Consider the following 26,492-nt stretch of genomic DNA (forward strand, 5'->3'; position numbering starts at 1 on the left):
GCCAATAATCTCATTATGAATTTGCCTTAATGGTGCGATTTAGCAAGCTAAAATCCGCCATTACCAATGCGGCCATCGCCTCAACAATAGGCACGGCACGCGGCACCACACAGGGGTCGTGACGCCCCTTGCCCTTGGTCTGCACGAAATTGCCGTCCTTATCTATGGTCTGATACGGCTGAATAACGGTCGCTACGGGCTTAAAGGCCACGTTGAAGTAAATATCCATTCCGTTGCTGATACCCCCTTGTATGCCGCCGCTATGGTTGGTCTTTGTAGTGCCATCTTGATTGAACTGATCGTTATGTGCACTCCCTTTCATGGCTACCCCGGCAAACCCGCTACCATATTCAAAACCTTTTACGGCATTGATCGAAAGCATGGCCTTGCCCAATTCGGCATGTAGTTTATCGAAAGCGGGCTCACCCAGGCCTATAGGCACATTTTGGATTACACAGGTGATAATACCGCCTATGGTATCGCCTTCCTTTCTCACCTCTTTGATATATTCCTCCATCTTTGCCGCCATGTTCGGGTCGGGACAACGAACGGGATTCGATTCGATCAGCGAAAAGTCGAGTTCTTGGTACGGGGTTTCCATTTTCATAGCACCTACCTGCGATACATAGGCGTTGATTTTCATGTCGGACAAAAACTGCTTGGCTATGGCTCCCGCCACTACCCTACTTGCCGTTTCCCGGGCCGAACTGCGCCCCCCGCCGCGGTAGTCCCTAAAACCATATTTCTTGTCGTAGACGTAATCGGCATGGGAAGGACGATAAGAATCCTTGATATGGGAATAATCATGTGATTTCTGGTTGGTATTGTGAATGGCAAAACCAATGGGGGTACCCGTAGTCTTTCCCTCAAAGATCCCCGAATAGAATTCAACGGTATCAGGCTCCTTTCTCTGGGTCACAATGGCCGATTGCCCCGGTTTTCTTCGGTCCAACTCTTTTTGAATGGCTTCAAAATCGATTTCTATTCCCGACGGACATCCATCTAAAACACCTCCTATGGCCGCGCCATGGGATTCTCCAAAAGTTGCGACCTTAAATATGTTACCGAAAGTGTTTCCTGCCATTCCTGAAAATTAAGAGTTATTAAATCGTAAAAAACATTCCTAAAAATAAAGCTTTCATGTATCCGTATGGATGTTTAAGCTATTTTCTCCTTGTTTTTCTTGCCGACCAAAGGTAAATCTTAAATTACTGTCCACCAAAATTCAGTTTTCCCTATTTACCCCTATCCCAAACAAAGCTTACTTAATGTTTATTTAATGGTTTCAAAATATATTATTATCATCTATTTGACATTCCCTTTACATCCATGGGTTTTATTTGTATAAAGTCCTCACAACAAACAAATTGATCATCAAATCGATTGCCATGACTTCAAAGGTAAAGGACTTTTTTTCTACATCAAACCACCAGAGCACATGAAAAAACGAAAATTAGATATCGTAGTAATTTCCGATGTTCACTTGGGCACACAAGCGTGCCATGCCGATGAGCTATTGACCTATTTGAGCAGCGTACAGCCCAAAATGTTGGTACTCAACGGGGATATTCTTGAGGTTCAACGCCACAAAGAAACCTTCTTCCCCCCTATCCATTCCAAAGTACTGCGTAAGATCATCACCCTCTCCATGAAGGGCACGGAGGTGTATTACATTACGGGCAACCACGATGATACGATGCGTCGTTTTTCGGGCGTGGCCCTGGGCAACCTAAAAATTGTAGACAAATTGGTGCTGAACCTGAACGGTAAAAAGACATGGTTCTTTCACGGTGATATTTTTGATATTTCGATAAAAAACACCAAATGGCTCACCAAATTGGGCGGATACGGATACGTCTTGCTCTTTGCCGCCAATAAAACCTTCAATTGGTCGCTAAAAAAGATAGGGAGGGAAAAATATTCCCTATCAAAAAAAATCAGGGACAACACCCATAAAAGCCTTCAGTATACCGCCAACTTTGAACGCTCGGTAGCGGAGGTCGCCATTGAAAACGACTATGATTATGTGGTATGCGGACACATACACCAGCCTAAAAAAATCGTATACGAAACCAAGAAAGGAGCCTGTACTTACCTCAATTCGGGCGATTGGGTCGAAAATTTGACCGCCTTGGAGTACTCCTTAAAACGCTGGAAGGTCTACCGGTACAATCACGATAAACTTTCCCCGTTTTTTATGGATGAAGAACTGAAAAACATGAACATTCAAGACCTGATCGACTCCATTGCCGATAAGGCCGAGCAACGCGAAAGGGAAGGCGAACCTCCCCTATCCTAGGTTCCCTATGCCAAAGCGTTCTTCAATATGGTTACCGGGTGCTGGGCCTCACGTTTGGTACCGTCGTAGATCTGATGCCGACAACTCGTACCGTTAGCGGATATGATCGTATCTTCGGGTGATTTTCTTACGGAAGGAAAAAGCTTGAGCTCGCCCACCTTCATACTTACCTCGTAGTGCTCCTTTTCATAACCGAAGGAGCCGGCCATACCACAACAGCCTGAACTGATAATGGAAACCTTATAGTTCTCGGGAAGATTAAGCACATCAAAAGTCACTTTTTGGTTACTCAAGGCCTTTTGATGGCAATGTGAGTGAATCTTAACGGTCTTGGCCTCTTTGGTGAACAGTTCGGAGGAAAGTTCCTTGTTCTCTATTTCCTTTGCCAAAAACTCCTCTACCAAATAAGTATTGCTCGCTATGGCATTGGTTACCGCAGGGTCTTGCGAGAAACGCTTGTACTCATCGCGAAAGGTCAAAATGGCAGAAGGCTCCAAACCGACAACGGGAAGTCCCGCATCGGCAAATGCCTTCAGCTTGGGGATATTCGCCAACGCCAATTTTTTGGCCTGTTTTAAAAAGCCCTTTGACAAGTAGGTACGTCCACTTTCCCCATAGAACAATTGAACGTCATAGCCCAATGTCACCAACAAAACGATGGCATCTTTTCCAAGCTCAACATCGAGGTATTGACTGAACTCATCAATATATAAAACTATTTTTTTCTTACTTACAGTATACTGTCCTTTAATCGATTGCAGGTAGTCATCGAAATTAAAGCTATAAACCTTGGGCAGGTTTCGTTCGGGAGCGACCCCCGAAGATTTCTTTAATAGCCCCCCTAAAAATTTCGATTCGTAAACGGCATTGGTCAAGCCCGGCACCTTACTTCCCAATTTGTTCAACCGGGTATTATAGGCAAACAATTTGCTCCTCAAGGGGTAGCCGTTCGCTTCTTGGTACTGATACAAAAACTCGGCCTTTAAGGTTGCCACATCCACATTACTCGGACATTCCGTAGCGCAGGCCTTACAGCTCAGGCAGAGGTCAAAAACCTCTTTGAGTTCCTTTTGGTCAAAGTTGTTTTTCTTCTCCCCGACCGTCAAATATTCACGAAGGGCATTGGCCCTTCCCCTTGTCGTATTCTTTTCGTCCCTTGTTGCGTGAAAGCTTGGACACATGGCCCCGGCCGCATTTTCGGTTTTCCTGCAGTCTCCGCCCCCGTTACATTTTTCGGTAGCTTTAAGGATACCTTCCGAATCGGAAAAATCCAATAAGGTCTTGATTTCAGGTTCCTTGCGGTCCACTTCATAGCGAAGGGACTCATCCATGGGGTAGGCATCGACAATTTTGCCGGGATTAAAAATGCCCTCAGGATCAAAAAAGGATTTTATCCGTCTCAGCAACTGATAGTTTTCCTCCCCGACCATGATCGGTATAAATTCGGCACGTACGATTCCGTCCCCGTGTTCCCCACTAAAGGAGCCTTTGTATTTTTTGGTCAATCGGGCCACATCGGTGGTGATTCCCCTGAACATGGCCACATCATCTGATTTTTTCAGGTTCAAGATCGGCCGCAAGTGCAATTCCCCCGCTCCGGCATGGGCGTAGTAAACGGCCGATTGTTTATAGCCGTCCATGATTTTCGTAAACTCCGAGATAAAGGGCTTTAGGTCATCTAGGGCTACCGCAGTATCCTCGATACAAGCGACCGCCTTACGGTCACCGACCATGTTTCCTAAAAGTCCTAGTCCCGCTTTCCGCAGTGCTACGGCCTTGTTTACATCGGCCCCATAGAGTACGGGACTGGCATAACTCAAGCCTGAGACCTCGATAGTAGCGTGCAGTTCTTTCAACTGTCGCTCCAAATCTTCTTCGGTATGCGCCTTTACTTCCAACATTAACAATGCCGCCGGATCGCCTTCCACAAAAAACCGGTTCTTCAGCTGCTCCCTGTTGTTCTTTGTACAGTCCAAGATCACCCTGTCCATCATTTCACACAGGTGCAGGTCGTGTTTCATAACGGGGACCACATCCGTTAAACAATCCTCCAAGGTCCTGTAATGGGTGACCACCATAGCCTGCAACTTGGGCGGTATCTCATCAAGGCTTAAGGTGATTTCCGTAGTAAAGGCCAAGGTGCCCTCACTACCGCTCAACAATTTACAGACATTTATTTTTTCCTCGGTATCGCCAAATACGTTGGTATTCAACAATTCATCTACCGCATAGCCCGTGTTCCTTCTGTGTATCTCAGGCTTAGGAAACTCTTCAAGAATACGTTCTTGCACCTCTTTGGGTGACAATTCCCTATAAATCTCCCTATAGATGGTCCCCTCCATGGTATTCAGGCTCTTTTTCTCTTCGAATTCCGAGGCGGTAAGGGCCTTGAATTCCACTTCACTGCCATCAGACAATATGGTTTTTAAGGAAACCACCTTTTCGCGTGTAATACCGTACTTGATGGAGGTCGTACCCGAAGAGTTGTTTCCTACCATTCCCCCGATCATACATCGGTTGGCCGTAGAGGTATTGGGGCCAAAGAACAGGCCGTAAGGTTCCAGGAATTGGTTTAGCTCATCGCGAATGACGCCGGGCTGAACCGTAACCTGTTTGTTTTTCTCATCGACACTAACGATTTTTGTAAAGTGCTTGGAGGTATCGACAACGATTCCCTCCCCCACTACTTGCCCTGCCAAGGAGGTACCTGCGGTTCTAGGAATTAGGCCTATTTTATGCTTGTTGGCAAACCGGACCAAGGTTTTTAGGTCTTCTACGGTTTCCGGGAAAGTAACGGCCGTAGGAATTTTTCTATAGACCGAAGCATCGGTGGCATATAGGGTTTTTGTTAAACTATCCGATAAAACACGACCTTGTAGCGAGTCAGCTAATTCTTGAAGTAAATTTTTATTCAACGGTAGACAATTTAGAACGCTAAATTAAGTTTTTATGCTTGAAAGACGAACGTAAAACGCCTTTTTAGAACCAAAAATCACAAGAATATGAAAAATTGGAAATTTTTATTTTTTATTTGCTTTTGCTCTATGGCACTTTCCCTACAGGCCCAAGAAATATCCGACAACGCATTAGGTTTAAGGCTTGGCGATAGCGATGGTTTCGGGGCGGAAATCTCCTATCAAAGATTAATAGGCCGGTATACCCGTGCCGAATTTGACCTGGGTTATCGCGATAGCCGCGAGTTCGATGCGATCAAACTTACCGGAGTCTATCAATGGCTCTACAATATCGACAGGGGATTCAACTGGTTTTACGGTGCCGGTGCCGGATTGGGCAGTGTAGATTTCGCCCCCGTTCCCAACAGAAACAACCCGACCATTGCCGAAGATCCCGATGGGGGACTTTTCGTTTTCTTGGCCGGTGATGTCGGTGTCGAATACAATTTTGACCTTCCGATAGTAGTGTCTTTGGACTTTAGACCCGAAATCGGACTAATCGGATTTTCCAATTTTGACAATCGCTTTAACTTTGATATCGCACTAGGTATTCGATACCAGTTTTAGAAATCGTACCGCAAATACACCTAAGCTCTTGACACATACCGTCAAGGGCTTTTTTTTGTACCGATATATACCTACATTTGTTCAATCTTAAATAAAAGGAATGAAAAAAGTAGTATTGTCAGTTTGTATTTTAGTGGGTCTTTTCGCCTGTAACCAAAAACCGGAAGGCTATAGTTTTACAGGAAACCTTAGAGGTGAAGTCGAAAACGGCACCAAAGTGTTTCTTAAGGCCATGGGCGACAACGGTCAACCTGTTGATATAGATACCACCACCGTGGAAAACGGGAAATTTGTTTTTACCGGTCAGGCCGACACCCCAGAAATGCACTACGTGTTTGTAGACAAACTAATGGGCTATACTGCTGTGATCCTAGAAAACGGCGAGATTGAACTCAATGCACAGAAAGATAGCTTGGGCTTTGCCGATGTAAAGGGTACGGCACAAAACGATGTGTTCATGGATTATATGGACAAATCAAAAGAGATTACCGCCCGCGCCCAGTCGATCCAACAAGACATGCAAAAAGCGGACGAGGCTACGGCTTTGGCCCTAAGGGATGAAATGATGGAACTTCAGGAAGAGTACAAGAACTTTGAGATCACTTATATCAAAGAGCATCCGGACGCCCTTATAGCGGCCTTGCTTATTGACCGTGCCACCAGTGCAAGGGCGATTACGGCTGCGGAGGCACAGGAAATGTACGATGCACTTTCTCCCGAGATCAAAAAGACCAAGGTTGCGGCTACCATCGTAAAGAAATTGGAAGACCAAAAACAGGCCGAGGAAAATGAAAAGAGCACGGCCATTGGCGCAAAGGCCCCTGAGTTTTCGGCTCCTAACCCCGAAGGCAAAACAGTTGCCCTAAACGAGGTTCTTGGCAAAGTGACCCTTATCGACTTTTGGGCCGCATGGTGCAAACCTTGTAGGGCCGAAAACCCCAATGTTGTAAAAGTCTACGAAAAATACCATGACAAAGGACTCAACATTGTCGGTGTTTCATTGGACAAGACCGAAGATGCCTGGAAAAAGGCTATCGCCGATGACGGATTGGCTTGGCACCAAGTATCGAACCTAGCCTATTTCAACGATCCCATTGCCAAATTATACAATGTCGATGCCATTCCCGCTGCATTCCTTTTGGATGAAAACGGAGTAATCATCGCCAAGAACCTTAGAGGTCCGGCCTTGGAACAAAAAGTAGCGGAGCTTCTAAAGTAAAATTACCTATACCTATAAAAAAAGCCCCGACCAGTTAAGGTCGGGGCTTTTGTTTTACAAGCCATGGGTTAATTCCTTAGAACTTTCCCTGTAAGTCTTTAAACGTACCTTTTACTTTGGCGTTTTCAAGGAGCTTTACACTTCCGAAAATATTAGCAACGGAATCGTCACCTATGAATTCTACAGTGGCGCCCTCATTCAAGATCAGATCACCATAGATATACAGGTTGCCCTCTATCCTAAGTACGGCATCCTTGTTTACGACTATATTTTTTCTCTTATTGTTTCTTCCCACAACCAAGGTACCGTTCATCTCGAAGCGTCCATTGCTGTTCACATAACTGGTGCTGTTCACCGTCCACGTACCACAAAGCAGTAACGAACCGTCTACTTCAAGCTTATTGAAGCGCTTAGACCCGTTATATTCCTTTACATCGCCTTCACTCACATAGAGGTTGGCGCTACCGTAGTAAGGATCAAGATCCGAACAACGGTTTTCCAAACTTTGATCCGGTCGGTTTAGTTTTACGATTTGGAGTCCCGCTTTACCCGAAGCCGCAAAAATATAATCTCCTTTTGAGGCCACATAGTTGATCGACCCATCAAGGTCTACCACCCCCACTATATTGGTTTGCCCATCTACATCTTCGGAAAGACAGAGTCCCGCACCCCCATTGGCCATTAACAAAATATCTTCGTTCATCGCCACGGCATTGGTAACGATATTCTCGGTTTCGGTGCCTACAGGGTTTAAGAGGATGGGGATATACTCGATCAAGCTACCACTGTCCATATTATAGACCCCAGCGCCTTTGGCACCTTCCGATACGATTATTTTTTCCCCTGAAAAATCCAAGGTCCTTTTGCTACTCTGCCCAAAATCGGAATCGATAGCAATGATTTTACGTTCTACAAAATTTTCGTCCATGATGCTTACGCCTTGGCTCGCATCCAAAACGGCAATAACCCCGTTATCATAGGCTACCGAACGCAAGTCGGAAAATGAAACGTCGTTTTTGGTCGATAGATCGGTTTTTTTATAATAGGTCAACAGGCCATCTTTTCCACTTGTGACCAATATACCATTTGTGGTTACCTCTACATCATTGGCGGTAAATCCTTCTTGAAAGCCATAGATCAACTCCCTACTGACATCCAATATACCACCTGAAGCAGGTATTTTAACTATAAAGGAATTGGAAGTGGCCCTAACGGACTTTTCCGAATCTACCCCGCCCACAGCGTAAACATAGCCGTTATCGTACTCTACCGCATTGATATCGGCATTGCTATAATAGAGTCGCGAAGTAACTTTAGGATTGTTCGGATCGCTTACATCAATGATATCGATACCCCCCGCATAACCGTCCTCTACCGTATTATACGATACGTAGGCATAGTTACCGTCTACATCTATATGTGAGGCCGTAAGGTTGTCTCCGCCCGTATACGACGGCGGATCAACCCGGGCCACTAAAGTCAAGGGGTAATCGCCAGCCATCTCCTCAATGGTTTTGGAAGTCTTTCCGGTGGAACCGTCCGTTTTTTTAATTTCAAGAACACCGGCGTCGTCAAAGAGAATACTATTCTCTAAAACCGATGCCTCGGCTTCAATGGAAATATCATCTTCGGTATCTTTGAAGACCGTGGTTTCGTCACTACACGATAGTATAATTGTACTGGCCGCCAATGCGACGAGGGATAGCTTTTTCATCATAAGTAGGTTTAAGCCCTATTAGCTTTGGGTGTTAACCTAACGCCTAAAGACCGTTGAAGTGTATAAACGATTCGTTTTTTTTCGACAAATCGCACTCAATTACGATAAATACGGCATTTTAGCCCCTGTTCAAGAAGAATAACGTGAAAATTCAGGGAAGCAATAGACAAAGGTCGGGGCTAAATTTTGCCCATTTTTGCCATAATGAACAGTATGATGATCGGTATGGCCAACAAGCCCACCATAAGCGGCTCTTGTACCAATAGTTGAGGCATAAAAAGCAGGGTTCCGACATAGCCCCCTATAGCCCCTCCAAAATGGGCGGTATGCCCAATATTGCCCATACGGCTTTTCATACCATAGATGGAATACAACAAGTAGCCTATACCAAATACATAAGCGGGTACGGGAAGGGGGATGAACATAATGCCCAATTGCATATTGGGCTGCAGGAGAATGGCGGCATAGAGCACCCCTGTTACCGCACCACTGGCCCCTACGGCACTATAATAAGGTTCTTTTTTGTGAAAATACACAGCTAAAAGGCTTCCTGCCAATAAACTGAGAAAGTATATGGCCAAGAACTTTCCTGAACTGAACCAATTGACCACCACCGGTGCAAAAAAGTACAAGGTGAACATATTGAAAAAAAGGTGGGCCACGTCAACATGTAAAAAACCGGACGTCAGCATACGTTCTTTCTGACCGGCCTGTATCTGCCCAATCCCAAACTTATAGCGCTCAAAAAATACGGTATCGTTGAATCCTTTTAAGGAAACCAAAACGTTGGCAGCGATTACTACGATCGTAGCAATATCAAGGTTGTTCATACAGCACAGTTAATTTAGCTTCAAATATAGCTATATTTGTGGATTAAAAGGTTTCAATGCAACTGCTTGTTTTTATTTTGGCGTATCCCTTATTATGGCTCATTTCCATTTTGCCCTATCGCCTTTTTTACGGTTTTTCAGACTTTGTATTCTTCTTGGTCTACCATGTGGTAGGCTATCGGAAAGATGTGGTCAAGACCAATCTGGAACTGGCCTTTCCTAACAAAACGGAAGAAGAAATCTTAACCATAAGAAAAAAATTCTACCATCATATGTGCGATGCCTTCCTAGAGATGGTCAAGACCATGAACCTATCCAAAGCGGAAGTTGCCAAACGCTATGCCATTCAAAATATTGAGGTCATACAGGAAATAGAAAAGGAAAAGACCATTTTGGTGGTCTGCTCCCATTATGCCAACTGGGAGTGGAACGTAAGCATCAACAACCACGTAACATCACAGGGCTATGCGGTCTACCAAAAGATAAGCAACCCCTATTTTGACCGATGGGTCAAAAAGGTACGTGCCCGATGGAACACCATTCTCATTACCAAGGAAGAAACGGCCAAAGTGGTACTCAAAAACCACTTGAACAATAAGATCGGGATTTTCGGCATGGTAAGCGACCAATCGCCACAACGGAGCAGGGCGCAGTATTGGACGGAATTTATGGGAGTTAAGGTTCCCGTCATCAACGGGGCGGAAAGTTTTGCGCGGAAAATGGACTTGGCCGTGGTCTTCCTAAAGGTTTCCAAGGTAAAAAGAGGCTATTACTCCGCAGAATTCATCCCCATTACCACTTCCGGAAAATCGACCGAGAAAAACGAGATTACCGATACCTTCTTACGTTTGGCGGAACAGCAGATCCGCGAAAAACCCGAATACTACCTATGGACACATAGGCGTTGGAAGCACAGGAACAATGTTCCCGCAGAGGTTCAGTAGCCCCCTCCCTTCGACTACGCTCATGAAGTCCCCTGAAATTTGATACGATTTAGGGAAACGCATTTTCAATTTAAACAGAAAAACGCCCGGAATGAAAACGAGAAGGATCTCGATCATTCCGAGCGCTGTGTTTTTAATACCTCCCTTCGACCGCGCTTAGGGGCAGCTTATGTTATAAACCGGCTACCGCTTTAATCTCATCGATAATACGGTCGGCCAAGGCATCGGCTTCCGATTGGCTTTTCGCTTCGGTGTATATTCTGATGATGGGTTCGGTGTTGGATTTTCTCAGGTGGACCCAATTTTCGGGAAAATCGATTTTCACCCCGTCAATGGTAGAAATTTCCTCATTCTTATACTTTTCGGCCATTGCCTTAAGAATGCCATCGACATCAAGACCCGGGGTCAACTGTATTTTCTTCTTGCTCATAAAATACGAAGGATAGCTTGCGCGAAGTTCCGCAACGCTTCCTCCCTTTTCGGCCATCAACATTAAGAACAAAGCGGTACCGACGAGCGAATCACGACCATAGTGGCTTTCAGGGTAAATGATACCCCCATTTCCCTCACCACCAATAATCGCCTTGTTCGCCTTCATTTTGGTCACTACGTTCACTTCGCCAACAGCTGAAGCTTCATACGTACCCCCATGCTTTTCGGTAATGTCGCGTAAGGCACGTGAAGAAGACAAGTTAGAAACGGTATTTCCTTTGGTCTTGCCCAAAACGTAATCGGCACAGGCCACCAAGGTGTATTCTTCCCCGAACATCTCCCCGGTATTGTCGATAAATGCCAAACGGTCTACATCGGGATCGACCACAATTCCAAAATCGGCCTTTTCTTCTACCACCAAGGCACAGATATCGCCCAAGTGCTCTTTTAAGGGCTCTGGGTTATGCGGAAAATGTCCTGTGGGGTCACAGTACAATTTCACCACTTCCACACCAAGCTCTTCGAGGAGTTTAGGGATGGCAATCCCTCCGGTAGAGTTTACACCATCGACCACCACCTTAAATTTGGCCTTACGGATGGTATCGGCATCTACCAAGGGTAGGTCCAATACTTCATCGATATGAATATCTATATATGAATCGTTTCGGGTAATGCTTCCCAAGTCATCGACTTCAGAAAAATCAAACTCTTCCTTTTCGGCGATATCTAAAATCTTAGCCCCTTGCGCCGCATCCAAAAACTCCCCTTTTTCATTCAAAAGTTTAAGGGCGTTCCATTGTTTCGGGTTGTGGCTGGCGGTCAAAATAATTCCCCCGTCCGCTTTTTCCAAGGGAACCGCTATTTCAACCGTAGGTGTGGTCGACAGATCCAAATCGATAACATCTATACCAAGACCTACCAATGTGGATACGACCAAGTTTTGGATCATTTCACCGGATAGGCGGGCATCTCTTCCGATAACCACTTTTAGTTTTTCCTTTTTAGAATATTCCTTTAACCAAATACCATATGCCGCGGCAAATTTAACCGCATCTATGGGGGTTAAGTTATCTCCTGGGCTACCTCCGATAGTGCCTCGTATACCTGAAATCGATTTTATTAATGTCATGTTTATGTAAAATAGTTTCTGCAAATATACAGGTCTAGGGCCAATACTATGTTTGCAATTTGTAAATTCGGACCTATGAATTTTCTAGCGCATATTTATCTTTCCTTCGATGACCCCGAAATTACCTTGGGAAATTTTATTGCGGACAGCATTAGGGGCAATAAATTCAAGCATCTACCCGAACGGGTTCAAAAAGGGATCATGTTGCACCGTGATATCGACACCTTTACCGATACGCACGAGATTCCCAAAATCAGCAGCAAGCGCCTACACAAGAACTACAGCCATTACAGCAGGGTAATCGTAGATATTTTTTACGACCACTACCTGGCCAAAAATTGGGATACCTATAGTGAAACCCCTTTGGATATTTATGTGGATAATTTTTATGACCTATTGGAAGAAAACTACAGCATTTTACCCGTAGGCGTACAACGTATGATGCCCTATATGATTTCCGACAACTGGATCTACAACTACTCCAAGATGGAGGGTATCGCCAAGGTCTTAAAGGGAATGAACCGTAGGACCAACAATATCTCTAAAATGAACTTTGCCATTTTAGACCTTGAGGAGCATTACGAAAAATTCGAAGAAGAGTTTACGGCCTTCTTTGACGAACTTTTGGTATTTTCAAAGCAAAAATTTATATCACTCTAATCGACATAGCGTATACGACCTACTTTAAAACCGTTTTTAAACCTTAGTAATCCGACCACTTATGAGACCCGTACGATTTGTTTTTCTTAAGACCCTTATCCTTCTCTTTTTCCTAAGTTGTAAAAGCGAACCTCTTAAACCTGCAAAACCTACCGGCGTCGTTGTCGAAAAGGCCATGGTAGTCTCTGCGCGCGAGGAAGCCTCGACCATTGGCGCAACCATTTTAAAGCAGGGCGGGAATGCCTTTGACGCCATGGTGGCCACGGAGCTGGCCTTGGTCGTTTCCTATCCGTTTGCCGGAAACATAGGCGGTGGCGGTTTTATGGTCTACCGCAAGGCGGACGGCTCCGTCGGGGCCTTGGATTATCGTGAAAAAGCGCCTTTATCGGCTACCAAAGACATGTATTTAGACTCCCTGGGAAACGTTATTCCGGGTATGAGTACCAAAGGGGCCACGGCAGTCGGGGTTCCCGGTACGGTAGCAGGAATTATCGAAGTACATAAAAAATTCGGCTCCATGCCCTTAGAGACCATTCTTGAACCGGTCATTGCCTTGGCCGACGAAGGGGTTATCATTACCAAAAAACAGGCCGAACGGTTTAAAAATTATAAGGATATCATCTTGGAAGTGAACGATAGCGTCACCACCTTTCCCATTGGTTGTGAAGCCGGGGACCTCGTAAAGTTCCCCGCCTTGGCCAACACGCTACGCCGTATTGCGAAAGAAGGGCGTGACGGGTTCTACAAAGGTAAAACTGGAAAAATACTAGCTTCATTCATTCAAGAAAAGGGAGGCTTCGTTACCGAAGAAGACCTCGCACAATACGAGGCCCAATGGCGTCAGCCCATCGTTTTCGACTACAAAGACCTGAACATCATATCTATGAGTCCGCCTAGTAGCGGTGGGGTTACCATGAACCAAATCTTAAAGATGATGGAACCTTACGATGTTGCCAAATTCGGACATAATTCAGAAAAGACCATACAGTTGTTTACCGAGGCCGCACGCCGTGCCTATGCCGACCGGAACTATTGGTTGGGCGACCCCGATTTTGTGAGCATCCCCTTAGACGAGCTTTTAAGCGATGCCTATTTAAAGGAACGTATGGAGGATTTTTCATTTGACAAGGCGACCAAGTCGGAAGACGTCCGTGAAGGAAACATACAAATGGCCGAAAGTATGGAAACCACCCACTACTCCATTGTCGATGCCGAAGGCAATGCCGTTTCGGTAACGACGACCTTAAACGGGGCCTACGGTTCAAAACTCTATTGTGACAAGCTCGGTTTTTTCCTGAACAACGAAATGGATGATTTTAGCGCCAAGGCCGGTGTTCCAAATATGTTCGGTCTGGTAGGTGCCGAGGCCAACAGCATCGCGCCCGGAAAACGTATGCTGAGCAGTATGACCCCGACCATTGTAGAAAGGGAAGGCCAACTTTGGATGGTAGTAGGGACGCCCGGAGGCTCTACCATAATCACCGCCGTGGCCCAGACCATTCTAAATGGCTATGAGTTCAATATGAGCATGCAAGACGCCGTAAGCGCGCCGCGTTTCCACCACCAGTGGTTGCCCGATATGGTGGTCTTTGAACCCAAGGGCTTTTCAGAAGAGCTCAAGGCCGGACTCAAATCAAAAGGATATAATATCAATGAAGACCGCACGCCCATTATTGGGAAGGTAGATGCCATTCGTGTATTGCCCGACGGCAGTCTCGAAGGAGGTGCCGACCCCCGTGGCGATGATACGGCCGTAGGCTTTTAATGTATTTGAAATGATAAGGAAACTGTTCAAAATTTTAGGAAAGGGCATACTATTCCTTGCCGCCCTCCTTCTTGTGGGTTTCGGCGTTCTGTATATGATATACGATGAAGCCTTGCCCCAAGGCGTTCCCGGAGAAAAGGCCGATGCCCTTGCGCTTAAAATGCTAAAGGCCATCAATAACGATGCCTATACCCAAACCCAATACCTGGAATGGACTTTTGCCAAGGGTTCGCATCGCTACAAATGGGACAAAGCCAATGGCGAAGTAGATGTGGAATGGGACAATTACCGTGTACTCCTACATTTAAACGCCCCGTTAAAAAGTAAGGTATTCGAAAAGGAGACCGAAGTGCTGGGCGAAGACCGAAAAAAGCGCATTGACCAGGCCATAGATTTTTTTAACAACGATTCTTTTTGGCTGGTCGCCCCCTTTAAAGTATTCGATGCCGGTACGGAACGCAGTGTAGTGAGCCTGGAAGACGGTTCGCAGGCTTTATTGATCACCTATTCCACGGGGGGCAGTACCCCTGGAGATTCCTACCTCTGGCACATAGGGCCCAACGGGTTGCCGGAAAGCTTCCAAATGTGGGTCAGTATCATCCCCATTGGGGGACTCAAAGCGACTTGGGACGATTGGCAAATCATGGAAAGTGGCGCCTTCTTGCCCACCTCCAACAAACTAGGGCCGATAACCTTGGATATGGGGGAAGTTAGAGGGTATGATTAAGCGCAAAAAAATCTGTTTTAAACCCTCTATGCATCTTCCAACATTGTAGTGATCCAATCCCATGTCAAAATGTGCGTTTGAGCTTCGGCTAAACCTTCTACTCTAGCGTGACCAGAATAAGGTTTATTTACTCCAAAACGAATCGCTTCAAAATCTTCTTGCACTAAGCTGTTCGCAGCGTACCGAAAACCGATTTCCACCATGTACTTTATCTTCAAGTTATGATGGGGTTCCGATGAAGAGAGCACAAGGCGAAAGAAAATAACGCTGATAATCTGGCGTTACATACATAGTTGTGGAGTTTACACTGTAAAAATACTTTGTTCCCTTTAAAAAAATGAAATGAGAGAGTTTGAAATAGATAATTTCCCTAGTATAGGCGGTGTTATATGTTCAAAAATGATAGTTGAAGAGCATTACAAACCTTTGTTCATTTTCAGAGAAAAACCATTTAATGAAAATGATAGTGGTTGGCGTCTATTTTCTGGGTTTGAAAGTGATGAATACTCTGACAATTCCGATAACTTCGGTATTTATGACCCAAAAACTATTTTGAAAATCGACAATTCAATTTCAACGCTACTGCTATATAAGGGAATCGGAACCGTATGGGAAAGAGAACCTGATAACGAATGGAAGGAAGTCTTCGATTATCCATTACAAGATGATTTCACAGTTGAAAACCAATTAACCGACAATTGGAAACTGTCAATTAACAATCTCTTTATTAAGAACAAAGATCAAGATGGTGTGATGTTTACCACTAACGACAAAACATTACGTTTAGATATTTGGACTTATATTGGAAAAACCAAAGAAGAAATCGTAATGGAAAAGAAAGAGGCAATAAGCGAAAGAAATGCTGATAATGAGATCATAAAGAAATATCAGTTCGACCAAGGAAATCAAATTAAAATTGGCTATCACATAAAAGAATATAGCCAACAAAAGGATATAGAGTATAATTTAATTTGCGGCTTTTGTATTGTTGATTTCGAAGTGTTAAATGCTTTCTTTTATTTTGACAATGAGAATGATGTGGAATGGGCTTTAAATACTTGGAAAATGATTGAGTACAACTAACTAGCACAGCATAAATAATCCTTTATACCTCCACAAGGGTTGAAACTTAGAATTACTACAACGCTCGTCTAATAATGCAACGCTTTTTACAAATAATTCCGTTCCAAAAAAATACAAGGATGAAAAACATTTTAATTATAACAATATTATTCACAGTTCATACAACCTACGCCCAAAATAACTTTTACGAATCTACATGTGATTGTATTAATTTAATCAAGGATAAATCCAATGAAAGTGAATTAGCTTATAAAACCAAAGATTGTTTAAAGCAATCGACTACCAATCATCCTGAAAAAGTCAAAAAGATTTTCCAAGACTACGTGAACGACCATCCTAAAACAAGTATTGAATTCACAGAAAACAATGTTTCTGTAATATTAACCGAAAAGCTAAGTGAAAAATGTCCTGAATTCGCAAGAATTGATTCTTTTTTTAGAACACGGCGAAATAATTCTGAAAATATTATAGTAACCGTGGCCGATGAGATTTGTGCTCAGGCGAGAAATGAGCCCGAATTATCAGGGCAAGTCGTTAACAGAATCAGAAAAAAAAGTTTCGAAAAATACTTAGTCAGTATTTATGCGCAGTATAATCTTAATGATAGTTTAGACTTTAAACGATTTGAAGATGATCTGAGATCGGAACTTGAGAAAAACTGTGATGTTCCCAATAAGTAAAAAATCAACGTTTCATAACCGCTTTTGTTTTTTGGGATAGCCGAGAACACGGCTAAACCTCTTTTTGAAGGACTATCCCATAAAGTGTGTAAGTTAAAAATAAGGGAGGGAAGTTACACTAAAGGTCTTTCCACCAGTTCGGATAGGTGCCAAGGGAATCGGCAACCATGATTTCTTGCCCTATTCTTGGTGCAATTACCTTTACGTTCAGTTCAATAGCCTTTTTCCGTACCCGTATAATAGGGTCTTTCCAATCATGGAGGGCCAATTTGAAACCGGCCCAATGTATGGGCATGATTTTTTTCGCCCTGACATCCAAGCCCGCCTGTGCGGTTTCTTCGGGCATCATATGTATATCGGGCCACATCTTATCGTATTGACCACATTCCATTAAGGCCAGGTCAAAAGGACCGTATTTCTCTCCTATCTCCTTGAAATGTGGGGCGTATCCGCTATCCCCGCTAAAATAAATGCTTTCAGAAACCGATTTCACCACCCACGAACCCCACAAGGTACTTTGGCCATTGTTCAATTTCCTACCGGAAAAATGTTGGGCAGGTGTACACACCAAGGTTATATCACCTAATTCTTTCTCTTGCCACCAGTCCAGTTCCGTTATCTTGTCGGAAGAAATCCCCCAAGCTTCCAAATGCACTCCTAAACCAAGCGGCACAAAATAATGCTCTACTTTATCCTTAATACCTAGAATAGTTTCGTAATCTAAATGGTCGTAATGGTCATGGGAAAAAATGACCGCATCAATTTGGGGCAGCTTTTCAATATCCAAGGGCATTTCCTTATTGAACCGTTCATCTCCCAACCAAGGGTGAGGCGCCGGAACCATACCGAACATGGGGTCTAAAAGAATATTTTTACCCTCCATTTGCAACAAAAACGATGAATGTCCGAACCATACCATTCTGGTTTGGCTTTTATAGGCCGCTACACGGGCTGAGTCCAATTTAAGGACTTCCAAGTCTTCTTTAGGCCTTCCATTTTTGACTTCGGTCGTAAAAAATTTATAGGCAAGATCCAAGGTTTCCCCAAAACTTAAATCTTTTGGAACAGCTTTGCTGTTATTGAATTTCCCGTCTTTGAACTGTGGCGAAACTTCATAATCCTGCCGGCGTTCCTTAGAGACATCACCACCAAGGCTTGGATAGAAATTGTTGAACAAGAGGTAGGCAACGATCAGTAGCCCGATCAGTATAACAAAGGCCCCTAGCACCTTCCTTAAAATTCGTTTTAGCATGCCTTTATTTAAATTGTGCCATTATTATTTTATCAAAGACCTTATCGCCGAACCATTTCCGAAGGGCCATGGCAGGTTTGGCCATATACCCTTTGGCGTATCGTGTTTTTGGCTTGGCCACCGTAGCCGCTTTGGCAATGGTCTTCGCCAATACCCCTGCCGGGGTCAAACCAGGCTTTGTATATAAGTTTTTCATCCCTTCCGCCACCTTATGGGCAAATGTAGAATAGGCACCGGTTGCTGAAGTTCTTATTAAGTTTTCGGCCGCAATGCTTCCCCAAGGGGTCTGTATGCCACCGGGTTCGACCACTACTACGTCTATCCCAAATTCCTTTACTTCCAAGCGTAGGCAATCGCTCCAAGCTTCAAGGGCGTGTTTGCTGGCAAAATACCAAGCCCCAAGGGGCATATATATTTTTCCGCCCATGGAAGAAATGTTTACTATTCTCCCCGATCTATGGGTCCTCATTTGAGGCAGGACCAATTGGGTAATACGTGCCAATCCGAACAGGTTTACTTCAAACTGTCTTTTGGCTTCCGCCATGGATACATCCTCGACGGCACCGTAGGAACCATACCCGGCATTGTTGATCAGTATATCTATTCTACCTTCCTTATCTAAAATCGTATTTACGCACGTTATAATGGAAGCCTCTTGGGTCAGGTCCAAGGAGACGACGGACATCCCTCCCTCCTTCAGGTCCTGCATTTCTTCCAAGCGTCTTGCCGCCCCGTACACGCTGTACCCTTGTTTATGTAAGATTTGCGCCGTAGACTTCCCCATTCCCGAAGACGCTCCTGTAATCAAGACCACTTTGCCCATTTCTTTGTTTTACGATTGATTATTGCGCAAAATTAAGCTAATGTGGGAGTCTGCTTGTATTTAATTGATGTAAGTTGAATATTTTTTACGGAAGTTTTGGCAGGGGCGACCACTGTTATGGCCCTTCGTTTTTTTCTATTGTAGATAAAACTTTAACCTTACGCGAAGCCCGTATTGCTTATAGGTTTTGGCAAATCGTTTTTATTTGTTTTTTAAGCTCCTATCAAGTTTCTTCTCGATAGGTTCCTCCATTCCTAAAAGACAGATTGCTGCCCATAATCTATTTTTAGGAATATTAAAATCAAAATTCGTGAGTCTTTTTATAAAAAGCATATTATATGTACCTGCTGACACATTTCCAATATTCACGAAATCTCTGTGCAAGTTGTTGAAAAAGGGATCTTCTTTCCCAATTTCTTCCAAATAGTCCATGTATTTGCTAGTAGTACTTACAGATAACAATTTTATATCCTCAAGATTACGGTAGACAGTATCGCCCTTATTTATTGTGTTGTAATGATAATCGAAAGTCCAGATGGAAGAGAATTGTATGGAGTCCAAACTTTCTAAGAATTCGTATTTTGGGTTTTCTTCAAAAGGGAGGATATATTCTTGAGTTTGTGCGATATCTTTAAAATAAAGATGGTAGGCTTTATTCGCCTCGGTCGTATTCTCTCTATTTAAAACCATGTCATCAACGTATTTTATCATTGATTCCAAGCCTTGAATTTCAGTTTCGTTAAAAACTTTTGTTAGGGCTTTATCGCTTGTTAAGTCAATCTTTTTTTGACTCAAAAGTTGTGATGTTGCCAATAAAAATGAAACAATAATTATACTTTTTTTCATGATTTTAAACTTTAGCGGAAATGTTTGCCAACGTCAGTCTGTCTTAAAAAACCCCTATATTTTAGGAATTATGGACTTGTGCAACGCTTACCGGTGTTGGCAAATGGCGTTTTATCCGCTGGTAAATTCAGTTCTTTCAGAATACTATTCAATTCGGTAAGTGAAGTTTTGTCAATTAATTCCGTGTTGATTTTTAATTCCTTCGTTTCTGTTTTCAGAGTATAATCTCCAGCGAACTTTTTAATCCAATTTATTTCATTCAAATTTATTTTTTTTCCGTAACCGTTAAGTCCGTTTTTACGAATAGTCCCGTTTTCAATTCTCAGATATTGATTTGTTAAATCGTATAAATAATGTCCTATATATAAAAGTCCAATAACTAAATAACCATACTCTGACCATCGTAAATTTTCGTCTTCTAAAACATTGAAAATCCCAAGTCCAGTCCAAACTATTCCGAGTATTAGACTAGCAATTAATTTTATACGGCAATTGCTTTATTTTCTCAACGTTTTAAATATAAATCTTCTATTATTTTAATATGATGCAAATCGTGTCCGAGAATATGATATCCCAAAGCTCTTGCACTCGCTTTATTTCCATTTGCAATTCCGATACGTTTTAATGATTTTTCGGAAAGTCCATTAAAGAGTGTAATGGTTGATAACCTTAAAGCTTCATATTCTTCCATAATACTCTCAATCGTTCTCTCTGAGGTGTCAGAGTTAAGATTATAATCATCTTGTTCAAATCCCGGAAAATTTGTTTTGTCGTTTCTAGCAAAGGAAAGCGCTCTATATCCGTCGATTCTTTCATCATCGATTATATGGACCAAAACTTCTTTAATTGACCATTTATTCTTTTCGTATCTATAGTCTAATTGTTCACTCGATAAGCTATTAATCAAGTTTTTTGTTCTCTCTTAACTAGTTTTCAACTGTTCGATAAGGCTTCCATCTTTTTTTACCAATTACACATTCATCTCTGCATAAATAGGGTACTCATTTTGTGATGGAAATTCAATATACTTGGTCATTTAGTTCTTCTTTTTCAGCTTGTTGCCAATAACGGGATATAGTTAGTAATACTATCCTGCTTATAACATCCGAAATGCTATATCCTTCTTTTTAACACTTCTAATATACCACCTTTATGAAGACCTACCTTACAGGTTTACGTAAGGCTTTTAAGAAAGTTTTTAACAGGTGCTACCTAAGGGTGGGCATGGTCTGTGTTCCAGGACTTCTTGTACTTGCTGTAAACCGGCTATTTTTTGCAAAAAACCTTTTGCTCTTCTGGTCGGGCCTAAAAAAAGCCCCTGAAAGAGGCTTATTCGGATCCGTTTTTTGGGGGAATCAATGGTTTGTGCAACGCTTACTATTGTGGGCTGTAGTTGTAAGGCTACAAAAAAAATTTAGGAAAAAACATCCATTTTTATTGTTGACATAAAACATTAGACTTACAATACTTTTTAATTCTGTTGGCCTGTCAGATACCATTTCAAAGGGTTTATTCTTGCGAGTTGTTTTTCAGCTGACGCACAACGTAAATCTATACGTACTAATACCCTTTTTGCCTTACCCTCAATTCAACTTTTTATAAATTTCGATATTCTTAAAGACCGTATCGTTTCGCTCATAGGTATTTACTTGCTTGTAGGTATTTTTACTACGTTCAATGGGTATCACATAGGTATTCACGTCGCTCTGCATCGATTTGGACATGGAGGTCAGGGTTTCCGTAATGGTATCGTTTTTAAAAGTGTAGGTACCATAACCGTGCCACTCGGAAGCATCGGGTGCCGGGTCGGTGTTCCAGATAACATGCCCCTCTAGATAGATTTTGTGCTGTACCTTGCTCGTATCCACACTTAGGGTATCGCCGTTTGCAAGATGGTAGAAATGGCTCAACTCCCATACCCCATCAATGGGATGGCCTGTTTTGGCGCTTTTGTCGTCGGGAAGGGAATTACAGCAGACACAAAGGAGGGCGCTGGCAAAAACGAGATACAAGAGAGCAGCTTTTTTTTTCATGATCGGGCAATGGTTTAAATGGGTTTCGCCCTAAAACACAAGGTTTCCTAGGGCCTACGATTTTAAGTCGTAAGTAAGTATTTGTAAGCCGTCATCAAAGGCTTCCTTTTCAATCAGCTTTCCGACCGATACGGTTTTTGAGCTTCCAAAAAGTGGAATCCCCTCCCCTAGTATTATCGGGTTCAACTTGAGTTTCAATTGATCGATCAGCCCATGGTCAAGAAGCCATCCCGCAAATTCGCCACCGCCGCAGAGATATACGTCGGTTGGGGATGCCTTGGCGATTTCCTTGACCCGTTCTACCGACCTGTTTTCAATTCGAACCTTATCGGCAAGCTCATCAATTTTAAGCGTTTCGGAAAAGATATGGTGATCCATGTTCAGGTAGGCCGGTTGTCCTGGTTCAAGTCCGTATTGATATCCGAATTCATAGGTTTTACGGCCCATAATCACGGTTTCAAACTCCGCCAGGTCAGCTTGGTATTTTTCAACGCCCTCCCCTTCCATAATAAACTCGCTTATATCGCCATTTTTTCCCGCGATATATCCGTCCAAAGAACTTGCTACGTAATAAATTATCTTTTGCATCACTCGCTTTTACCGTGGTTGAACATACTGTAAAAGCCCCCCTTCTAGAAGACTTACTTATAGCAAGATAACGAATATTAACAAAACCTGCCCTACATAGTTTTGTAAGATGTACGACAGCTTTGGTAAAAGCGGCTCGTCGGCCACCCTTTTTAGGCCATGCTGGCCACCGGTTCCTTCTCGCTTACCATATCTACAATAAACTCGTCTATCTGCCTTTTCGTGACATTGGGCATACAAATGATATGGGTAGCCTCATCGGTAGCCAATTGCCATTTCTCTTTAATGCAAGGGGACACCTTGGGAAACACAACGGTAATGGCCCCTTTATTCGTCCATGCCGGTATGCCTATGTTATTCAATTCCTTTTTACAATATTCGGCGGTTTCAAGACTATGGCGATAACGCGCCTCAAGCCCTTTGATTCCCATTTTCTTTATGGCGTACCACAAAAAGAGCGCACTGTGCCCGTTTCTAGACCCTGTGATGGTCGTATCTAACGAACCGATATAAGAAATACTCCGGGCTATTCTATCCCTTAAGGAACGCTTGGCCAAGATCACCCCCGAAGGAAAGGGCGATCCAATGAATTTATGGCCGCTAATGGAAATACTGTCCGCCCCATCTTCAAAGTCAAAAGGGATACGGGGTTCGATAAAGGCACCATAGGCCCCTGCCAAGGCGGCATCGCAATGTATATAGTGGTTTTGAATGGCCAATTTCTTTAAAATCCCTTTTACTTTGGAAACATCGTCTTTGGCCTCGGTCATTGTGGTGCCGAAGGTAGTAAGCACAATAGCCGGTTTGTCGCGGTTCAGTTGCAGGGTATTCTCAAGGTCTTCATAGTCGAGTTCCCCATTTTCCTGCGACCTGATGGTAATGCTCGAAAGGTTGAGCAAATGGATGTTTTTTCTAACACTGTAATGGGTAGATTCAGAAAAATAGACCATGGCCTTTGGATAGAGTTCCCTCGCCAGATATAGTCCGTACAGATTGCTCTCAGAGCCCCCGTTGGTTACATAGCCCCAATAATCTTTTGGCGCTGCCCGAAACAGTTGGGCAAAGAAATCGACCACTTCCCTTTCCATTTCATGGGTTTGCACCTTATAGGTATTGGCTTCATAAGGATCCCCGACATTATTGATAGGATACGCTAAAAATTTATATAAGCTGGAGTAATCAAAGTCTTTGGCCACGGGGTAGCCGATAACCCTATCCTTTTCTTGGATAAGTTTCGCCCGTAACTCCTCTATTTGTTGCTCATTATCCATATCTAACAATTATTTTTATTCTACAAATTTACGAGTACTAATAATTTATTTCTACAACGATAGAAATTACAGAATATAAAACTACTATATTTACTATTTCAGTTTAAAATAACTGATATTCCTTTTTATAGGATGGAATAACCGAAAAATAATCTGCCATGGATGGAATCGATCGTAAAATACTGATGCAACTTCAAGAAAATGCAAAACAGAACACCAAGGAAATTGCCGGTAAAGTGGGACTAAGTGTAACCCCTACTTACGAAAGAATAAAAAAACTAGAACAAGGGGAAGTGATAAGTGCCTATGTGGCCTTATTGGACCGGGCCAAAATCGGCAAAAAGCTAATTGCCTATTGTCAGGTTACCTTGACCAAGCAACAAAAGAAATTGGCGGACAATTTTAAACGGGAAGTACTTTTGCTTCCGGATATTATGGAGTGCCATCAGGTCAGCGGAAATTTTGACTACCTATTGAAGATTGCCGTAGATGACATTGCGGGATTTCATGAATTCATCAACGAGCAGTTGTCGATCATCAATGGCATCGCTACCATACATACTTCTTTTGTCTTAGATTCAGTAAAAGACAGCACGGCTTATAATCTGTGATGGAAGGGTGCTTCCCACGCTTGCATTCCTTCGTCCGCGAAAGGACATTCCGCCCTACAAAGGGGGGATTATAACTCTACCGAGGTTTCCCAACCATCGTAATCACCATTTAGCTCAGCGGCCTTTTGACTCAACTTAAGAGTGTAGTCGTCTATGTCATTATACCCCACTTTATCGATTCGCGCTATTGAAATAACGAATTTGTATTCGCTCGGCTGTTCTGTATTTTCCTTCGTCAAAGTCTTAAACCCCAGACTATTTGTATAATCTTCAAACTGGTCCAATTCATTTTGGGTTTTAAAATAGATCCAATGAAAGACTTCCCTTTCCTTCGTCAGTTGATCACCCGCTTTTTCTAGTTGCGCAAGTACTTTTCTGTTTTGAATGGATTGCATTTGTTGGGGCAAAGGGTATAAAAAGTCAAAGTAGCCACTCCATTCCTTATCCAACTTATGTCCATAATCAAATTTATGATTCGGGAATGCGATCATTGCCGCGGAAACTTCCTTTTCCATTAAAATAGTATTCTCTCCAAAAAAGTATAAATCCCTATACCCGTCTGAAGTCAGTCGGCCCACAAAAGTATAATTCAAGTTATTTTTGTCAAACCGGTCTATTATTTCGTCCTCAATTTTCCATAACTCGTCGGCATCTTCATTACTCGACAGACCATTGTCTCTCGGATTGGGCATTTCGATGGACACATAGACTACATTTTCTTGCCCCTTAATTGGGGCAACGCTCTTTAAGTTCAAATCGGTTGCAATCGAACTCAATTTATCATTTACATTGGAGAAGTAAAATGTCCAATCAGGTTGATATTCATTTTTTGGCGCAGATTGCCCGAAGGTGTTACCTAAAGATCCCATAATAAAAATAAAGGTTAGTACTTGCTCGCGTTGGTTTTGTTAATTGCGACAACACATTAGGTTGTAGTATTGACGTTATTATAACGCCTAAAACAACAAATCCTTATACCCTATTGGAAAAATGAACGTGATACCTGCTCCGGCCAAGGGCCACATTCCCAGCCCTGCGTCCTGCTCCTTTGAAAGGAAACCAACACAACCCCGTATGGTTCAATAAGTTGCATCAATCACCTTTATTTATTTCGATTACGACTCTTTTTGGTTCAAGTTGTGAATGGTTAAAATAACACTTCAATTTTTCATTGGCTTCAACTCCCTCAATCGTATTTCCGTGCTCAATTACAACTCCGTTTTCAAAAATATAAGCCCCATAATTGAATAAAAGTCCCGCTATTTCTTGCGGGCTATAATCGGCAAATCGAAATTCAAAGTCAGGAAGCCCTAGTGAGCTTAAACCAAGGGTATCCATCATCATTTCGTTTTGTGTTTCTTGAATATTGAACAAGCGAACATTCATAAAGGCATTTATATTTTGATAGTTATTCTGGCTACTTCTTTCGAGAAAATCCTCGGGTTCCAAGATAACTTCACTGTTTCTTATCCATACCGCACTCGGCTTTATTGCGGAAACTATACTTGCTACGAACTTTTGAAAAAATTCGATTCTTTCCTTATACCCTAAATTTCGTGACATCAAGTCCGTCAACAAGATTTCATAGGAACATTTTTTGACCGTTTCTTCGGCCTCTTGCCAATTCCAAGATTGCCGGAAAGAATTCTCTAATTCGGCATATTCAATTTTATTTTCGTCAGGTATTAAAATCGTTGCTTGGGCGGGAATATTGCCCTCGGCAAATTCCACTTCATAATCTTTGAAGAAATACTGCCTGAGATTTTTAGTTTTACCGCTAGCATCTGGAAACTCTATTGTTTTAAATCTATTTTTCAGCTCTTTTTCGATAAGTTCATCATTAAGTACGGGCTTATCCTCAAAGAACAATTTCACCATTAACAATTCAGGTGGATTTTCTAAGGATTCATTTTCAGGAATATCTGCTTCGTTTTCAAGCTTTGGCTCATTTCCGAATATTTTTTTGAACAGACGCATTGGCTTCTATGGTTTTTTATAAAGGAAGTTAACAATTGGCTATTGCCCCGATGGAAGTAGAACGCCTAAAATAATAAATCCTTAT

General features: G+C 42.9%; 24 protein-coding genes. 10 read left to right on the forward strand and 14 right to left on the reverse strand.

Annotated features, from left to right (window positions below):
• Positions 1 to 13: 13 nt before the first annotated feature.
• Entirely contained in the window at positions 14 to 1,084 is a 1,071-nt protein-coding gene (aroC, locus tag B4Q04_RS09855) for a chorismate synthase (RefSeq protein WP_013995727.1), read from the reverse strand.
• A gap of 354 nt (positions 1,085 to 1,438) precedes the next feature.
• Here aroC and B4Q04_RS09860 point away from each other — a divergent pair, with 354 nt between their 5' ends.
• Entirely contained in the window at positions 1,439 to 2,299 is an 861-nt protein-coding gene (locus B4Q04_RS09860) for a UDP-2,3-diacylglucosamine diphosphatase (RefSeq protein ID WP_013995728.1), read from the forward strand.
• Positions 2,300 to 2,304: 5 nt separating this feature from the next.
• Here the strand turns inward: B4Q04_RS09860 and B4Q04_RS09865 are convergent, their stop codons facing one another.
• A complete protein-coding gene (locus B4Q04_RS09865) occupies positions 2,305 to 5,214 on the reverse strand; it encodes an FAD-binding and (Fe-S)-binding domain-containing protein (protein WP_088696706.1) in 2,910 nt (969 codons plus the stop codon).
• 129 nt (positions 5,215 to 5,343) lie between these two features.
• Between B4Q04_RS09865 and B4Q04_RS09870 the strand changes: the two genes are divergently transcribed.
• Together B4Q04_RS09870 and B4Q04_RS09875 are read left to right on the forward strand one after the other, a co-directional pair.
• Positions 5,344 to 5,820, forward strand: coding sequence for a hypothetical protein (locus B4Q04_RS09870; RefSeq protein WP_236631000.1), 477 nt, complete (start codon positions 5,344 to 5,346; stop codon positions 5,818 to 5,820).
• A gap of 100 nt (positions 5,821 to 5,920) precedes the next feature.
• Positions 5,921 to 7,039, forward strand: a complete 1,119-nt coding sequence (locus tag B4Q04_RS09875; RefSeq protein ID WP_013995731.1) for a TlpA disulfide reductase family protein — start codon at positions 5,921 to 5,923, stop codon at positions 7,037 to 7,039.
• Positions 7,040 to 7,115: 76 nt separating this feature from the next.
• Here the strand turns inward: B4Q04_RS09875 and B4Q04_RS09880 are convergent, their stop codons facing one another.
• Together B4Q04_RS09880 and B4Q04_RS09885 are read right to left on the reverse strand one after the other, a co-directional pair.
• Positions 7,116 to 8,756: a hypothetical protein gene (locus B4Q04_RS09880; protein WP_013995732.1), complete on the reverse strand. Its 1,641-nt coding sequence runs from the start codon at positions 8,754 to 8,756 to the stop codon at positions 7,116 to 7,118.
• 179 nt (positions 8,757 to 8,935) lie between these two features.
• Positions 8,936 to 9,586 (reverse strand): rhomboid family intramembrane serine protease, encoded by a 651-nt coding sequence (locus tag B4Q04_RS09885; protein ID WP_013995733.1) that lies wholly within the window; start codon positions 9,584 to 9,586, stop codon positions 8,936 to 8,938.
• Between the two features lie 56 nt (positions 9,587 to 9,642).
• Here B4Q04_RS09885 and B4Q04_RS09890 point away from each other — a divergent pair, with 56 nt between their 5' ends.
• Positions 9,643 to 10,530: a lysophospholipid acyltransferase family protein gene (locus B4Q04_RS09890; protein WP_013995734.1), complete on the forward strand. Its 888-nt coding sequence runs from the start codon at positions 9,643 to 9,645 to the stop codon at positions 10,528 to 10,530.
• A gap of 172 nt (positions 10,531 to 10,702) precedes the next feature.
• Here the strand turns inward: B4Q04_RS09890 and glmM are convergent, their stop codons facing one another.
• A complete protein-coding gene (gene glmM / locus B4Q04_RS09895) occupies positions 10,703 to 12,091 on the reverse strand; it encodes a phosphoglucosamine mutase (protein WP_013995735.1) in 1,389 nt (462 codons plus the stop codon).
• 75 nt (positions 12,092 to 12,166) lie between these two features.
• On the opposite strand from glmM, the gene B4Q04_RS09900 reads away from it, so the two are divergent.
• The 5 genes from B4Q04_RS09900 to B4Q04_RS09920 all read left to right on the forward strand — a co-directional run bounded on the left by B4Q04_RS09900 (position 12,167) and on the right by B4Q04_RS09920 (position 17,006).
• Positions 12,167 to 12,751, forward strand: coding sequence for an ACP phosphodiesterase (locus B4Q04_RS09900; RefSeq protein WP_013995736.1), 585 nt, complete (start codon positions 12,167 to 12,169; stop codon positions 12,749 to 12,751).
• Positions 12,752 to 12,812: 61 nt separating this feature from the next.
• A complete protein-coding gene (gene ggt / locus B4Q04_RS09905) occupies positions 12,813 to 14,516 on the forward strand; it encodes a gamma-glutamyltransferase (RefSeq protein WP_088696707.1) in 1,704 nt (567 codons plus the stop codon).
• A 10-nt stretch (positions 14,517 to 14,526) separates the two neighbouring features.
• Positions 14,527 to 15,243 carry a hypothetical protein gene (locus B4Q04_RS09910; protein WP_088696708.1) on the forward strand — a complete coding sequence of 239 codons (717 nt, stop codon included), beginning with the start codon at positions 14,527 to 14,529 and terminating at the stop codon, positions 15,241 to 15,243.
• A 342-nt stretch (positions 15,244 to 15,585) separates the two neighbouring features.
• Complete coding sequence (locus B4Q04_RS09915; RefSeq protein ID WP_088696709.1) at positions 15,586 to 16,326, forward strand: DUF2185 domain-containing protein; 741 nt, start codon at positions 15,586 to 15,588, stop codon at positions 16,324 to 16,326.
• Positions 16,327 to 16,445: 119 nt separating this feature from the next.
• A complete protein-coding gene (locus B4Q04_RS09920; protein ID WP_088696710.1) occupies positions 16,446 to 17,006 on the forward strand; it encodes a hypothetical protein in 561 nt (186 codons plus the stop codon).
• Positions 17,007 to 17,124: 118 nt separating this feature from the next.
• Here the strand turns inward: B4Q04_RS09920 and B4Q04_RS09925 are convergent, their stop codons facing one another.
• From B4Q04_RS09925 to B4Q04_RS09965, 7 genes are all read right to left on the reverse strand, one after another.
• Positions 17,125 to 18,258: an MBL fold metallo-hydrolase gene (locus B4Q04_RS09925; RefSeq protein ID WP_088696711.1), complete on the reverse strand. Its 1,134-nt coding sequence runs from the start codon at positions 18,256 to 18,258 to the stop codon at positions 17,125 to 17,127.
• A gap of 4 nt (positions 18,259 to 18,262) precedes the next feature.
• Positions 18,263 to 19,081 carry an oxidoreductase gene (locus B4Q04_RS09930; RefSeq protein WP_088696712.1) on the reverse strand — a complete coding sequence of 273 codons (819 nt, stop codon included), beginning with the start codon at positions 19,079 to 19,081 and terminating at the stop codon, positions 18,263 to 18,265.
• A 201-nt stretch (positions 19,082 to 19,282) separates the two neighbouring features.
• Positions 19,283 to 19,927: a hypothetical protein gene (locus B4Q04_RS09935; RefSeq protein ID WP_088696713.1), complete on the reverse strand. Its 645-nt coding sequence runs from the start codon at positions 19,925 to 19,927 to the stop codon at positions 19,283 to 19,285.
• Between the two features lie 505 nt (positions 19,928 to 20,432).
• A complete protein-coding gene (locus tag B4Q04_RS09945) occupies positions 20,433 to 20,834 on the reverse strand; it encodes a DinB family protein (protein ID WP_201723389.1) in 402 nt (133 codons plus the stop codon).
• A gap of 676 nt (positions 20,835 to 21,510) precedes the next feature.
• Positions 21,511 to 21,960: a hypothetical protein gene (locus tag B4Q04_RS09955; RefSeq protein ID WP_013995755.1), complete on the reverse strand. Its 450-nt coding sequence runs from the start codon at positions 21,958 to 21,960 to the stop codon at positions 21,511 to 21,513.
• A 54-nt stretch (positions 21,961 to 22,014) separates the two neighbouring features.
• Positions 22,015 to 22,548, reverse strand: coding sequence for a dihydrofolate reductase family protein (locus tag B4Q04_RS09960; protein ID WP_088696715.1), 534 nt, complete (start codon positions 22,546 to 22,548; stop codon positions 22,015 to 22,017).
• 152 nt (positions 22,549 to 22,700) lie between these two features.
• On the reverse strand, positions 22,701 to 23,819 hold the full coding sequence (locus B4Q04_RS09965; RefSeq protein ID WP_088696716.1) for a histidine decarboxylase: 1,119 nt from the start codon (positions 23,817 to 23,819) through the stop codon (positions 22,701 to 22,703).
• Positions 23,820 to 23,977: 158 nt separating this feature from the next.
• Here B4Q04_RS09965 and B4Q04_RS09970 point away from each other — a divergent pair, with 158 nt between their 5' ends.
• On the forward strand, positions 23,978 to 24,430 hold the full coding sequence (locus tag B4Q04_RS09970) for an Lrp/AsnC family transcriptional regulator (RefSeq protein ID WP_013995758.1): 453 nt from the start codon (positions 23,978 to 23,980) through the stop codon (positions 24,428 to 24,430).
• A gap of 68 nt (positions 24,431 to 24,498) precedes the next feature.
• Here B4Q04_RS09970 and B4Q04_RS09975 read toward each other — a convergent pair whose 3' ends face one another.
• Together B4Q04_RS09975 and B4Q04_RS09980 are read right to left on the reverse strand one after the other, a co-directional pair.
• Positions 24,499 to 25,299, reverse strand: coding sequence for a DUF695 domain-containing protein (locus B4Q04_RS09975; RefSeq protein WP_013995759.1), 801 nt, complete (start codon positions 25,297 to 25,299; stop codon positions 24,499 to 24,501).
• Positions 25,300 to 25,522: 223 nt separating this feature from the next.
• The gene (locus tag B4Q04_RS09980; RefSeq protein WP_088696717.1) at positions 25,523 to 26,407 is read right to left on the reverse strand and encodes a DUF4261 domain-containing protein; all 885 of its coding nucleotides are present in this window, start codon (positions 26,405 to 26,407) and stop codon (positions 25,523 to 25,525) included.
• Positions 26,408 to 26,492: the final 85 nt, after the last annotated feature.

It is taken from the genome of Zobellia sp. OII3 (assembly GCF_002211465.1).
Lineage (GTDB): Bacteria > Bacteroidota > Bacteroidia > Flavobacteriales > Flavobacteriaceae > Zobellia > Zobellia galactanivorans.